The sequence below is a fragment of the Candidatus Tisiphia endosymbiont of Myopa tessellatipennis genome (genome assembly GCF_964031105.1).
GTDB lineage: Bacteria > Pseudomonadota > Alphaproteobacteria > Rickettsiales > Rickettsiaceae > Tisiphia.
The window spans coordinates 68,591-82,385 of sequence record NZ_OZ035005.1 but is presented as its reverse complement, the minus strand read 5'-3'; the positions used below and the strand labels follow the sequence as shown (position 1 = coordinate 82,385).

Here is a 13,795-nt window from a genome sequence, read left to right as displayed (position 1 = left end):
ATTGAGTTGGGTGACAAGAAACATAGAAATAGCTTCGACTTAAAGACACTATGCATATTATACCTGAAGATACTAAAGTTATAACTATTGGTGACAGAGAAGCAGATCTCTTTGAGCTATTATGGTCGTGTCAAGAAATGGGTACTTTGTTTATTAGACTTCTTTCGAAACTCTACTTCTGCTGGTGATTTGTACGTCGATGCGGTACTCGAATCCTCACGTACATTAGAGTACGCTGCGGGTCGAGGTTCCGCGTCTCCTTCACACCCTTGCGCATAAGCGAGTTTCGAAAGAAGTCTATTGTTCGTAATAGACAAAATAGAAAATTTATTTCTACAGAGGGAAGAAAAACATAAACAATTAATACAAAAACGTAAAGATATTATTAGAGAAATAGAGAATCATACAAATACTGATGATAAATTTTCAGAACTCCTGATTAACCTAGTAGAACTGGCTTCTAGAGTGTTTGCATCCTTCAAAGGTTCTACTATTGAGAGAAAACGTAAATTGATAAATTTAGTGTTTGGTAACCTAAAATTAAAAGACAGAAAGCTAGACTTTATGCTACGTCCACAGTTTAACGCATTCGTAAAATGCACTAAAATTGAATAATGGTGGGCCCGGCAGGACTTGAACCTGCGACAACACCGTTATGAGCGGTGGGTTCTAACCAACTGAACTACAGGCCCTTTTATAGTGATCGTTAAGGTTTATATAATTATTAGCTTTCTAAGTCTAGTAAAATTTTTATAACACTTGAAAAAATTTTAATTAATGTTTTAATTAATTTAGGATTTTTTGGGTCAATTTTTCTCAGGGTAATTTAAAAGTCACAATCATTAGTTGCTATAGATACAAATCTAACCACTATCGATGTCATCCCTGCGAAGGTAGGTATCTATATTACTTAATAGTCTTTCAGGCCTATTTTTTTAGATTCCCGCCTATGCACCTACGCGGGAATGACATCGAGTACATATTAAGCACTTTTTCCTTTATCTATTAGGTTTGCAGCCCGACTTTTAAATTACCCTAATTTTTCTGATTATTTATTTTGTTTGCATAGCTATAACAATATATAGTCAATTGATAGCGTAACATTCTTTCTGTAAATTTAACGTAAGTAAGCGGGTTAACATGCAATTTACAGAAAAAATGTTACGCTATCTATAATTTAAACTTCTGAAAGTTTTCTTGCTTCATCAGCCGATATCAAAGCTTCAATAAAGTCATCTAATTGCCCGTTTTTTACGATATCCTCTATTTTATAGAGGGTTAGATTAATTCTATGGTCAGAAACTCGACCTTGTGGAAAGTTATAGGTACGAATTCTTTCTGATCTATCACCAGAACCAACTTGCCCTTTGCGTACCTCGGCTCTTTCCATATCCTTTTTATATCGCTCTGCTTCATAAATTCTAGAACGAAGAATTTTCATAGCTTTAGCTTTGTTTTTATGCTGTGATTTTTCATCTTGTAATGCAACGACAATACCAGTTGGTAAATGGGTAATCCTTACCGCTGATTCTGTGGTATTTACGTGTTGTCCGCCGGCTCCCGATGCACGATATGTATCAATTCGTAAATCTTTGTCATCGATCTTAACATCTACATCTTCTGCTTCAGCCAAGACAGCAACAGTAGCTGCAGAAGTATGTATCCTACCACTTGACTCAGTCTCAGGGACTCTTTGCACCCGGTGGACGCCTGATTCGAACTTAAGTTTAGAGAACACATCTCGTCCTTTAATTAGTGCTGATGCTTCTTTATATCCGCCAATACCAGTATCAGAGATTGATAATATTTCAAAACGCCAGTTCTTTAATTCTGCGTATCGGTGATACATATTAAATAAATCTGCAGCAAATAACGCCGCTTCTTCTCCTCCGCTACCAGCTCTTACCTCAATAATAGCATTTTTTGTATCAGCTTCATCTTTTGGCAACAAAGAGAGTTTTACTGCCCTTTCTAATTTAGGCATCAGAACCTCTAAACGATGTACTTCATCATATATCATCGTTTGTGTATCATTGTCCAAATTTGCTTCTTGAGCCATCTCTTTGATGTCGTGCAATTCAGATAGAGATTTATTATATTCATTAATTGTTTGAACAATAGGCTCTAGTTCGGCATATTCCTTCGATGCTTTTATAAAATCATCTCCGACTATACCAGTGGCCAACTTTTTCGATAATTCTTCATGTTTATTCAAGATTTTTGCTAGATTATCGGAAAAACTCATAATTTATTCTATATTTATAATGGAATGAGGAGTATACTTCTATGATTTAAAGAATTGGAATTATAGCTAAAACCTTTCCAGTTTAGCTATATGAGCCACAACTGTTGAAAGTTTACAAATACCTATACCACAGCGTCATTGCGAGCGTAAGCGAAACAATCTATAGATAAATGATGTTACTGGATTGCTTCGTCGGTCTTACAGCCTCCTCGCAATGACGTATAGGGAAGCTATATTTACTAACTTTCAACAGTTGTGCTATATAAGCATTAACGCAGGACTCTCCATAAATTTTTTAAATGAAGCTAAAAATTTAGCTCCAACAGCACCATCAACAACTCTGTGATCAGAAGAAAGAGTAACATCCATGATAGTAGCGACTTTTATCTGATTATTTTCAACTATTGCACGTTTTGAGCTTGCTCCTATTGCTAGAATACAGCTTTGTGGCGGATTTATTATAGCACTAAAGTTCTTAATACCGTACATACCTAAGTTAGAGACGGAAAAACTTCCCCCCTGAAATTCTTCAGGAGTTAGTTTATTATCTCGAGCCTTTTTTATAAGAGTTTGTAATTCTTGCGATAATGTAATTATATCTTTTTGATCGGCATTTCTGACTATAGGCGTTATAAGACCATTATCAATTGCCACAGCAACCGATACATCAACATTATTATAATACCGAATAGCAGACTCATCCCAGCTAACATTTGCTTCCGGTACAGCTTTTAAAGCTTTTGCCACTGCTAAAATAACAAAATCATTAACTGTAATTTTAATTTTACTCTCTTCTACAAGTGATTTATTTATATCTTCTCTAATATCCAATAACTTATCCATGTTACATTCTATTGAGAGATAGAAATGTGGTATGGTTTGTTTAGATTCAAGCAAACGTTTAGCAATAATTTTACGAATATTATTATTGGGGACGCACCTGTACTCCTCTTTATTTCTGTTCACCGCCCTAATCTTACCACTATTTGTGGGTAGCACTAAGTATGATAACACATCTTTTTTTATTATTCTTCCATGAGGTCCACTACCTTGAATATTTGACAGATCAATATTATCAATAGCAGCTAGTCTTTTAGCCAAAGGCGAAGCATATATCCTGCCTAAAGCTTTTACATTCATTGTTTGCGGTTGCTGATCGTACTTAACCGGCTTAGTTTCTTCTATAGATATTACTGGTTCTGTAGATGGTTTAGCAGAATTATCACTACTTGCTATAAAACTATCCAATAAGTTTGCATCTTCACCATCTTCAAGTAATACAGCGATAAGCGAACCCACTGGCACATTATCTGTACCTTGTGGCACAATTATTTTAGCAAAAATTCCTTCTTCTACAGCTTCTACTTCCATAGTAGCTTTATCTGTTTCTATTTCTGCTATAACATCTCCTGGAACAACTTTATCCCCTTCTTTTTTAAGCCATTTTGCAATATTTCCTTCAGTCATAGTTGGAGATAAAGCAGGCATTAGAATTTTAATTGGCATAAATAGTTCTAATTAGTTGGTATTTTGCTTGGATCAGGGCTGACTAACATAATTATCTGTTTACCTTCCATTTTAGGAGCGGAATCAATCTTAGCTAAGCCCTCTAGTTCTAACGATATGCGGTCAAACAACTTCATACCAATATCATTATGGATAATCTCTCTGCCTTTAAACCATAGAGAAATTTTTACTTTGTCACCTTCCTTCAAAAAATCTTTGATCTTGCGAAGTTTCACGTTAAAATCACCTTGGCTGATATTAGGCTTAAATTTCATTTCTTTAAGCACTATGATCTTTTGTTTTTTCTTGGCATCATGGACACGCTTTTTACTCTCATACTTAAATTTACCGAAATCCAAGATTTTACAAACAGGCGGCTCAGCATTTGGTGAAATTTCTACCAAATCTAAACCAGCTTTTTCAGCTTGTTCTAGAGCATTCTTGATGCTAACGATACCAAGCATATTACCATTTTCATCGACTAAACGAACTTGATTGACCTTAATTTCCCTATTAGCCTTCGGAAAATTACTATTCTTAATTCCAGAAATGATATTTTCTCCATAAAAATTGTTATTAGTTATTATTGTGTTTTTGTGTACTTTTTACACATACGACACAGTTGCTTTCATTATGTTAAATAGCGAATATTCTGATCTTTTACAAGCTTTACTAGATTTTGTAGAGAAATAATTTCCTGCTGATCTGATCCTAGTTGTCTTATAGTCACAGTATTATTTAGCATTTCTTGTTTACCAACAACGGCTATTATAGGTACTTTATTATTAGAAAAATAGCGTATTTTATAATTAATCTTTTCAGGTGAAATATCGACATCTGACCGTATTCCTTCACTAATCAACAATTTGTGTACTTCCAGTGCATAGTCATTTAAGTCACTTGTGATGGTAGCAATAGCTACTTGTACAGGGGCTAACCATAAAGGAAAACGTCCTGCATATTCTTCAATTAATATGCCAATAAACCGTTCAAAAGAACCAATTACAACTCTATGCAACATTACTGGTCTTTTTTTCTCACCGCTTACAGTAATATAATGAGCGTCAAGACGTTCCGGTAAAACAAAATCAACTTGCAGAGTGCCGCACTGCCATTCTCTACCTATTGAGTCTTTAAGGCAAAAGTCTAGTTTTGGTCCATAAAACGCACCATCACCGGGATTTAATATGTAAGAATAACCGGCTTCTTTTAGAGCATTTTCTGCTTTATCCCAAATTTCATCGCTGCCAGCCCGTATTTTAGGACGATCTGAGAATTTAATTTTAATATCAGAAAAACCAAAATCTTTATAAACCTCGGTTAAGAGGCTAAAAAATTTTACCGTCTCACTGTTAATTTGTTCCTCAGTACAAAAAATATGTGCATCATCTTGCCGAAAAGCCTTTACTCTCATCAGACCATGTAATGCACCAGACGCTTCATTTCTATGACACAAACCAAATTCAGACATACGTAACGGTAAGTCTCGGTAACTCTTGATACCTTGTTTAAAAATTTGCACATGACATGGGCAGTTCATTGGCTTCATAGCTAGTGTTTTATCATCAGCGAGATTTAGAGCAAACATATCCTCCCTAAATTTTTCCCAATGACCAGAAGCCTCCCACAAGCTTTTGTCAACTAACACCGGGGTTTTTACTTCAATATATCCAGTTTTTCTGATTTTATTTCTGATATATTGTTCGATAATGCGATATATACTCCAACCTTTATCATGCCAAAATACCATACCTTGAGCTTCTTCCTGAAAGTGAAACAGACCAAGCTCTTTCCCTAATTTTCTATGATCACGCTTTTCTGCCTCTTCAATCATATAAAGGTAGTTATCTAACTGTTCTTTTGTTGCCCAAGCTGTCCCATAGATTCTTTGTAGCATTGGGTTTCTACTATCACCTCGCCAATAGGCTCCCGCTACTTTCATTAATTTAAAATGTTTGACAAAGGCAGTTGACGGGGCATGTGGACCACGACAAAGATCAAGGAAGTTACCTTGTCGATATAATGTAATCTCCTCACTTGCTGGAATCTCTGAAATTATCTCGGCTTTATAATGCTCGCCTATTGACTTAAAGAATTCTATGGCTTGATCACGATTCCATACTTCTCTAGTAATTTTTTCATTTCTTTTAACAATTTCATGCATTTTTGCTTCTATATTGACTAAATCCTCAGGGGTAAAAGGTTTATCTTTAGCAAAATCGTAAAAGAAACCATTTTCGATAGCAGGTCCTATGGTCACTTGGATATCTGGAAATAATTCTTTAGCTGCCTCTGCTATTATATGAGCGGCATCATGACGTATTATCTCTAAACATTCAGGATCTTTATGGGTCAGAATCCTTACATTACAATCAGATTCTATAGGTAAACTTAAATCCTTTAATTGATTATTTATCTCAATAACCATAGCTTCTTTTGCTAGAGAAGTAGAGATTTTACTAGCTATCTCCAATCCCGTAATATTTTTTTCAAATTGTTTTTGCGTTCTATCTGGAAAAGTAATAGTAATCATTTTATCTAATATTGTATCTAATTTTTAGTACCTTGCATATTAGCTTGTTAATAGTTTATATTCAACTTAATTTTTAGGTTGTGAAGGTCAGGGCAGTTTAAAAGTCACAACTAATGATGGAAAATTCTAAATTATAGAAATAAATAGTTGTCATTGCGACTCATCTTCGAGACGAAAAAGTGCTTGAAACGTCTAAAGAATCAGGTTCGCAGTGGTTTTGGCATGAAGTTTGTAGTCATGTAAACATCACTTTTCTACTTGACATACTAAAAATTAGTCAACATAATGCTTCTTATGTGTATTACCATTGTTTTGTTTCAAATAAAAACTCTTGTCATTAAAGTACACTTTTATCAGTATTTCTTTATTATAAAATTCCACAGGTGAAAAAATGTAGTCAGTAACGAGAATTTAATTCTACACTCCACTCGTCGCATAATACTCACGTTCTATAGCATAATTTCTGCTCATATTTATCTCGAAGATGAGTTGCGAGCCACAAAGTGGCACAATTGGTTAAATTCTGATATTGACCTTTTGTCATTAGTGGATAAGGGTAATTGTGTTCGATTTGAATGTGGTTATGGCGTTCCTATTGGCGTAGGTAGGACTCATGTTAATCTTTATCATAATGATCCTGCTGACACGTGGTTTGCTGGTACTGGTACTTTTACTGTTGGTGGCTTGGGGTTTGGCGAAATAGGAGGGATTGGTAATTTTAGTTATGGTAAGTGGTGGTAATACATATACGCGAATTCGGGATAAGAATTGACAAATTCTTATCCTGAATTCGCGTATTTAGGTAACGATCGCTCTACTAGCTAAAATGCTCCTAGATAGGAAGCCGTTGATATAGATAAGGCATCTTCTTTTAAGGTGTATTAATCTCTAACAATAGTGGTGAGTGATCGGATATTTCATCTTTTAATATTTCAAAATTACTTATAATAATATCAGGAGAAGTAAAAATATAATCAGCGAATTTTTCTTCTTTTGTATATATATTAGTACGTGTAGATTTAATATTGTAGATTTTTATAAGATTATTCATGCTATTTTCAAGTATTTTTATATTTTTGGTATCTAGAGTTAAATTGAAATCACCACATAATATTTTAGGTGTATTAATAGTATCTACAAAATTTTTAATCCTTTGAGATTGATTTATTCTTTCTTGTGTATCCGTTTTACCCATCCCATTCCATAAACCATGTACATTAAAGAGAGTATAAATTTGGTCATTAAAACGATATTTAAGCCATTGCATTTTTCTAGAGTGAGTCGGACCGCGACCTATGTAATTTGGATTATCATGTATGTTAGTCTCCCCTTTGCTTAGTATATCAATCTCCTTTTTTATAAATATCCCAATACCATACCCTTCCCCTACAACTGGTGTAAAAAATGCATTATGCTTTGGGACTAATGCACTCATTTCTGAGAAAATATTAAGGATAACTTCGTTATCATCAGTTGATACTTTATGTAGAGCATTATTATATACTTCTTGAAGACAAAAAATATCAATATCTCTATGTAATTTTATAAATTCTAAAAGTAGTTGTCGTATATGTCCTCCCCATATGTTAAGACTGATAAGTTTTAAACTTTTTTGTCTAGATTCATTTACATTGTATTCTTTTGTACTCGGTGACTTTGTGGAATACAACACGGGTTCTATTTTACTACCAATTATAAATTGCATATAACAGCTAAACAAAACAATAAAAGTTATTGCACTTAATTACATTTTTCATTAAATTATCTTCTTTTATTTAAAATTAATCATATCTTTGATTTAATGTTTCTTAATCCTAAGACTAATTTAATTATAAATTGATAAATAATTAAAAATTATAATTAATGGTTGTTATATATATGCCATAATCAAAAAGGTAAATATGACAGTTATTTCACTTCGCCTTTTCATCTCCAGGTAATACATAACTTGGGCCTTGCCAACTTGATGAAAAATCAAATTCTCTATATAGTTGGTCAAGTTTTACTGGCTCATATACTACTTTTGCAAGAGTATCATCATATTTAACCTGCACGTAACCCGTTAATGGGAAGTCTTTTCTGAGAGGATGACCGACAAAATCATAATCTGTTAGAATACGACGATTATCATGACTACCACCAAAAATTACTCCAAACATATCATATGCTTCGCGTTCATACCAGCAAGCAGCACTAAATATTTTGGTAACTGAGGGGATTATGTCATGTTCTCCAGCCTCAATTTTTACTAATATACGTTTATTTAATTTAAGACTCAGTAAATTATACACTATCTCAAACCGATTAGAGCGGTTTAGGAAATCAGCAGCAAATAGATCTGTTAGCACAGTAAAACGCAAATCCTCAGATTCCTTAATTGCCGATAAAAATGGTAGCAAACTTTCTATACCAGCTTTATAGTTAGTAAAATGTATATTTAAATCATTTACAGGCAAAGCAGTTATCTCAAGCTCCTGATTTTTTATTAAGTCGTCAATGATATTTTCCATTGTCACCTTCTCTAAATCTAGTAGTTCTTTTAATCTTCTTTTGTAACTGCATTAAACCATAAATCAAAGCTTCGGCAGTTGGAGGGCAGCCTGGCACGTATACGTCTACTGGAACAATCTGATCACAGCCGCGTACTACTGAGTATGAATAGTGATAATAACCACCACCATTGGCACAGCTTCCCATTGACAGAACCCACTTAGGTTCAGTCATTTGGTCATAAACTTTTCTAAGAGCCGGAGCCATCTTATTTGTTAATGTTCCTGCAACTATCATTAAATCAGATTGACGTGGGCTTGGTCTAAACAACATGCCAAAACGATCCATATCATAGCGGCTAGAAGCAGCTTGCATCATTTCTACTGCACAACATGCAAGACCAAAACTCATAGGCCAAAGTGAATTAGATCTAGCCCAGCCTATCAAATCATCGAGTTTAGTTATAAGGAATCCTCGGTTTGAAATTTCTTCTTCAAGGAGCTTATCTTGATCATATTCATATAGATCTATCTTTGCTTGCATGTCATTACTCCCAGTCTAAAGCTCCTTTTTTCCATTCATATACAAAACCGATGGTAAGTACCAATAAGAAAAACATCATTGAGAAGAAACCAAATTTACCAATTTGTCCAAGCGTAATAGCCCATGGCACCAAAAAAGTTATTTCTAGATCAAAAATAATAAATAAAATAGCTACTAGATAAAAACGTACATCAAATTTGCTTCTAGCATCACCAAAAGCTTCAAATCCGCATTCATAACTATCCAACTTAGCCTTATTATATTTTCGAGGAGCTAAAAGCCTTGGCAATGTAACTATTACCAATGATAAAACTGATGCTATACCAAAAAACACAGCTATAGGCAAGTATTCTTGTAAAATATTAGATGTTTCCAACATTAGTAATTATACTCCTGTGATTTTGAAAGAAGTAACTTAAACAAAATCATCGCTCCAAAAGAGCTGCAAACCCACCATATTTGCCAAATGTTAAATGAAATCATACCTATTATATAATAATTTATAAAGCAAGCATAGGCAACTGACTTGTAATTTAATACATCTATTTTGTTATTTTCAGTCGTTCGATTTATCTTACCACTTTTAGAGGACTGCACTAAGGATATATTACTAATTTTTTGAATATATTTGTAAATTAAAGATAAAAATAGTATCAAACCTATTAAGCCCGTTTCCAATAAAATTTGCATTATATTATTATGTGGGTGTAGAGGAAGGGGAGACCACGTCCACTGGTTATAGCTAATCATTTGTTTCTCATCAATTTTAAAATTTCTTGATGAAGCAAATCCATGACCCAAAATTGGTTTCTTGATAATTTGTTCAGCAACAAAGTGCCAAATAAATACACGGTGCTTAGCAGAATCTGGTAGAAACTTGGCATAGTGATCTGAGGCATAATGTGGTTGTATTTTATATGCAATTATTGGCATCAATATTGAACCAGATATCATAGCAAGGGTAAATAATTTCAAAAAAACAGATTGCAGTGATTTGGTTACTAACAGCCTATTTGTTAAAAATACTAATCCAGCTACGGTAAATGCTAAAAAGCTTGCAAGGCTATCTGAGATATAGAGCAAATAAAAAATTATCAGGTAATATATTAGCGCTAATAAATATCTATGATATGATATAATTATAGCTATCGCTACCCATGAAAGAACTGATAATAAAGAACACCCACGGTCAAGAATGAATAAAAAGAATTGACATGAAGATTTTGGCTGAAAAACAGTACGGAAAGCCCTTGTTATAATACCGTAAGATGCGTATTCTATAAAAAACAAAGCAATTGCTGCTGTTATTCCTAAAATAAAATATATTTTTATTTTAGTTACATTTATGGATAATTTGTCAATATTGCTATTTACGATAAACCCTATTAGAACAATTAAACAAACCTGTAGATAGTTAAATAAAGAGGAGGGGTAGTTAGGTGAATAAAAATTTGTTATAAGACACCAGAGACAAAATAGTAATTCCAGTTTCCAATTGGATAACAAAGTTTCTTTAATAGTAGCGTATTTAAAATGAATAAAGATTTTATCTCGCAAAGCAACTAATATAGTTAATAACAACATAGGAACTGTTACTGCAGTAGAAAAACCAGAAATCAATCCAACTACTGGGAATAACATAACTAATAGGCAGATCATGGATTGTATACTCTTATGCTTTTAAGAATTGGCTTTTGCAAATACTTGCGGGGCATTCGCGTGTTCACGTACTAAATGTACGCTCCGCTTACTCTCCCCTTGTTTATTGTTCCCATTTTTCAAATCATTTGAGTATATCATTAGTTAAAATATCCTATAAACAATTTTTAGCAAAGATTTCATAAATAGGATGTTCAAAGGTGGAGGCTGAGATACTTGACGAGATAATCCATCCTTGGAAAATTAACATAGCATCCTCATCAATTTTATGCTCTGTAATGGTTAATAGCATGTAATTATCCTCATTGTAAGGATCAAGATTTTTAATACATTTATGAAGTTTAATTTGAATATTACCAAAATATTGTGGTTCATTAGGCTTTAATACCAGCTCCTTTGATGTTGCTGTGATTTTATTTAAAGCAATAATCTTACCAAGACTGTAAGTTTTTAATTCTGAATGTTCAACATTATTTTGTATATTTGGCAAGTTATTAGAATCAGCAACATGCTCAGTAAAATTATTATCTTTTTCTAATTCATTACTTTCATCTGTAGTATCAAGGAATTCCATATTTTGAGTATTATCTTCAGCTTGTCCATAAGAAGAAAGAATGCATAAAAACCCCATTATACTAGCAAATATAAGGTGCTTCATCAATTTCTGCAACATGCGAAAATAACAATTCTTTAAGTTATAATTTGGACTGTGCTGAATTATACTAGCATGCAGCAAAATTGTATATATAAAATTTTATGATAGTGTAACAGGGCAGTTTAGAAGTCCCAACTAATGATAGAAAAGTTTGTTTTTTTAAAAAGATAATTGCTGTTTATTTGGATCGCCACGCCACTTTGTGGCTCGCGATGACAACTATTTATTTCTATAATTTAGTATTTCCTATCATTAGTTGGGGCTTTTAAACTGCCCTGATAGTGTAATTCATCGCTAGTAGTTTAAAATAAGTAAAACTTTAGTAATATTTTTATTGTAATTTATTTTTCTATACTCCATATTGGTAGGATCATTACATACAGATCAAATAAAAACTAAAAATATTTAAATAAATTTTTGGTTAGTTATTTGTTTTTTCATGAATCAATATCACTTAAATGAGCATTAATGCAAGCTATTATCCGCCTTATATTAACAAACCCGCAGATTAAGTATAAATTTAGGGTCATTTTTTCATACTTTTCTATATTCCTTTTTATGGGGTTTGCTACTTTTGTATCTTTATCGATCAATAAGTTCGTTAGTGATACTATGTCAATTACTATAGCAGAGCCAGAGATACTTGAATCTTCAGAAGAACTATCAAATGAAATCTCCCAAATTATAACAGTCAAAAAAGGTGATACATTAAAGGCAATACTTTTACGGCAACAAATTCCAAATAATGAAATAAACCAAATCGTAAAACTAATAAAAGACAAGAATATTGAATCTTCCCTGAAGATAGGACAGCAACTTGTTTTTGATTATGAGATAAACATTACTGAACAAGATGATGAAGATCTTGCTTCTGAATCACGTATATTGAATAAAATAACCATAGCGTATGATAATGTTAAATCTTTAGAAATTATTAGAGAAGAGGAAAGTTTTTATGCGAAAGATGTGACCAAAGTTCTAAATAAATTAATAACCAAATCTTCTGTGGTTATTAATTCAAGCTTTATGTCGGCCTTAAAATCGTTGGGATTATCAAGTAATAGTATAATTGAGCTGATTAACTCGTATAGTTATCAGATTGATTTTCAACGTCAAATTAAAAATGGTGATACGGTAACTGTTATAACCGAAAAATTTGTTACCAAGGAGGGTAAATTCTCTCATCATGGTAAGGTTTTATATGTATCGCTTAATTTGTCCGGTAAAGAATATAATATTTTCCGGTATTCTCTAGATAATACACCCAATAATCATGATTTCTTTTCTGAAGATGGTAAAAGTGTAAAAAGAAGTTTGCTTAGAACCCCTGTTAAATTAGTTAGAGTTTCTTCTCATTATGGTAATAGACATCATCCTACTTTAGGCTATACCAAAATGCACAAAGGTGTTGATTTCGCTGCTCCAACTGGTACGCCGATTTATGCTGCAGGTAATGGGGTGATAACTGAAATAGGATGGAAATCTGGTTACGGAAAATTTGTACAGATTAAACATAGTCAAAATCTATCAACTGCTTATGCTCATGCTTCTAATTTTGCTAAAAATCTTAAGTTAGGAAGTATAGTTAAACAAGGCCAAGTTATTGCGTATGTTGGTAGTACTGGTAGAACTACGGGGCCACATTTACATTATGAGGTTAAAATAGGTGGTAAGAACATAAACCCTATGCACGTTAAATCTACTCCAGGCATAGAGCTTGTTGGCAAGCAATTAGCAAAATTTAAACAATTTAAAAGTAATGTAAGGTCTTTAAGTAGTGAGCTTGATAATAAGTCAGAGATTGCTGAAAATTCAGCAACAAAATTCTTTTGAAATCTTAAGGAGTTAATATAGTTCTCGTTTCTTATTTATAGACGTATACTCGGTGAACTTCAAGAATTGGCGTTCCCGCGACCAAAGATCTCCGATGCTCGACTTTGCTACTGCCTAGCTCTTCTTGAAGTTATACTATCGTCTATCAACTCTTGAAATCATAGAAGTATATATGTCTATTAGCGAAGCGTTGTCTATATGACAAGGTTCATGGATTGCCACGTCGCCGCTTGCAGCGGCTTCTCGCAATGACAACTTTTTAACTTTTAACAGTTGTGCTTATGGTCTCCTCGCTAGTAGACGTTTTATAGACGTATAGTAAACATAAGTA

At 33.3% G+C, this 13,795-nt stretch carries 15 protein-coding genes and 1 tRNA gene; 4 read left to right on the top strand and 12 right to left on the bottom strand.

Annotation, left to right across the window (positions count from 1 at the left end; all coding sequences use genetic code 11):
• Positions 1–119: 119 nt before the first annotated feature.
• Positions 120–317 (bottom strand): palindromic element RPE1 domain-containing protein, encoded by a 198-nt coding sequence (locus AAHN03_RS00420; protein ID WP_342278737.1) that lies wholly within the window; start codon positions 315–317, stop codon positions 120–122.
• Here AAHN03_RS00420 and AAHN03_RS00415 point away from each other — a divergent pair.
• Positions 301–615, top strand: coding sequence for a recombinase RecB (locus AAHN03_RS00415; protein ID WP_342278736.1), 315 nt, complete (start codon positions 301–303; stop codon positions 613–615). The genes AAHN03_RS00420 and AAHN03_RS00415 overlap by 17 nt on opposite strands.
• On the opposite strand, the gene AAHN03_RS00410 is transcribed toward AAHN03_RS00415, so the two are convergent.
• The 5 genes from AAHN03_RS00410 to thrS form a co-directional block, all read right to left on the bottom strand.
• Positions 616–692 (bottom strand) — tRNA-Ile (locus AAHN03_RS00410).
• Between the two features lie 485 nt (positions 693–1,177).
• Positions 1,178–2,245: a peptide chain release factor 1 gene (gene prfA, locus AAHN03_RS00405; protein WP_341761308.1), complete on the bottom strand. Its 1,068-nt coding sequence runs from the start codon at positions 2,243–2,245 to the stop codon at positions 1,178–1,180.
• 258 nt (positions 2,246–2,503) lie between these two features.
• Positions 2,504–3,751, bottom strand: a complete 1,248-nt coding sequence (locus tag AAHN03_RS00400; protein ID WP_342278735.1) for a pyruvate dehydrogenase complex dihydrolipoamide acetyltransferase — start codon at positions 3,749–3,751, stop codon at positions 2,504–2,506.
• Between the two features lie 8 nt (positions 3,752–3,759).
• Complete coding sequence (infC, locus tag AAHN03_RS00395) at positions 3,760–4,215, bottom strand: translation initiation factor IF-3 (RefSeq protein ID WP_341763288.1); 456 nt, start codon at positions 4,213–4,215, stop codon at positions 3,760–3,762.
• A 167-nt stretch (positions 4,216–4,382) separates the two neighbouring features.
• Positions 4,383–6,284 carry a threonine--tRNA ligase gene (thrS, locus tag AAHN03_RS00390; protein WP_342278734.1) on the bottom strand — a complete coding sequence of 634 codons (1,902 nt, stop codon included), beginning with the start codon at positions 6,282–6,284 and terminating at the stop codon, positions 4,383–4,385.
• 179 nt (positions 6,285–6,463) lie between these two features.
• On the opposite strand from thrS, the gene AAHN03_RS00385 reads away from it, so the two are divergent.
• Both AAHN03_RS00385 and AAHN03_RS00380 read left to right on the top strand, forming a co-directional pair.
• Entirely contained in the window at positions 6,464–6,625 is a 162-nt protein-coding gene (locus AAHN03_RS00385; RefSeq protein WP_341761540.1) for a hypothetical protein, read from the top strand.
• A 196-nt stretch (positions 6,626–6,821) separates the two neighbouring features.
• Positions 6,822–7,025 (top strand): hypothetical protein, encoded by a 204-nt coding sequence (locus AAHN03_RS00380; protein ID WP_342278733.1) that lies wholly within the window; start codon positions 6,822–6,824, stop codon positions 7,023–7,025.
• Between the two features lie 130 nt (positions 7,026–7,155).
• On the opposite strand, the gene AAHN03_RS00375 is transcribed toward AAHN03_RS00380, so the two are convergent.
• The 6 genes from AAHN03_RS00375 to AAHN03_RS00350 form a co-directional block, all read right to left on the bottom strand.
• The gene (locus AAHN03_RS00375; protein WP_342278732.1) at positions 7,156–7,956 is read right to left on the bottom strand and encodes an endonuclease/exonuclease/phosphatase family protein; all 801 of its coding nucleotides are present in this window, start codon (positions 7,954–7,956) and stop codon (positions 7,156–7,158) included.
• Positions 7,957–8,197: 241 nt separating this feature from the next.
• Positions 8,198–8,800 (bottom strand): NADH-quinone oxidoreductase subunit C, encoded by a 603-nt coding sequence (locus AAHN03_RS00370; protein ID WP_375330976.1) that lies wholly within the window; start codon positions 8,798–8,800, stop codon positions 8,198–8,200.
• Positions 8,778–9,317, bottom strand: coding sequence for an NADH-quinone oxidoreductase subunit B family protein (locus AAHN03_RS00365; RefSeq protein ID WP_341761302.1), 540 nt, complete (start codon positions 9,315–9,317; stop codon positions 8,778–8,780). Before AAHN03_RS00365 ends, AAHN03_RS00370 begins: the two co-directional genes overlap by 23 nt.
• A gap of 4 nt (positions 9,318–9,321) precedes the next feature.
• Positions 9,322–9,696, bottom strand: coding sequence for an NADH-quinone oxidoreductase subunit A (locus AAHN03_RS00360; protein WP_342278731.1), 375 nt, complete (start codon positions 9,694–9,696; stop codon positions 9,322–9,324).
• Positions 9,696–10,976, bottom strand: a complete 1,281-nt coding sequence (locus AAHN03_RS00355) for an O-antigen ligase family protein (protein ID WP_342278730.1) — start codon at positions 10,974–10,976, stop codon at positions 9,696–9,698. The genes AAHN03_RS00360 and AAHN03_RS00355 overlap by 1 nt, the downstream gene beginning before the upstream one ends.
• Before the next feature lie 154 nt (positions 10,977–11,130).
• Positions 11,131–11,634: a DUF2155 domain-containing protein gene (locus AAHN03_RS00350; RefSeq protein WP_410521336.1), complete on the bottom strand. Its 504-nt coding sequence runs from the start codon at positions 11,632–11,634 to the stop codon at positions 11,131–11,133.
• 465 nt (positions 11,635–12,099) lie between these two features.
• Here AAHN03_RS00350 and AAHN03_RS00345 point away from each other — a divergent pair, with 465 nt between their 5' ends.
• Positions 12,100–13,464 (top strand): M23 family metallopeptidase, encoded by a 1,365-nt coding sequence (locus tag AAHN03_RS00345; RefSeq protein ID WP_342278729.1) that lies wholly within the window; start codon positions 12,100–12,102, stop codon positions 13,462–13,464.
• Positions 13,465–13,795: the final 331 nt, after the last annotated feature.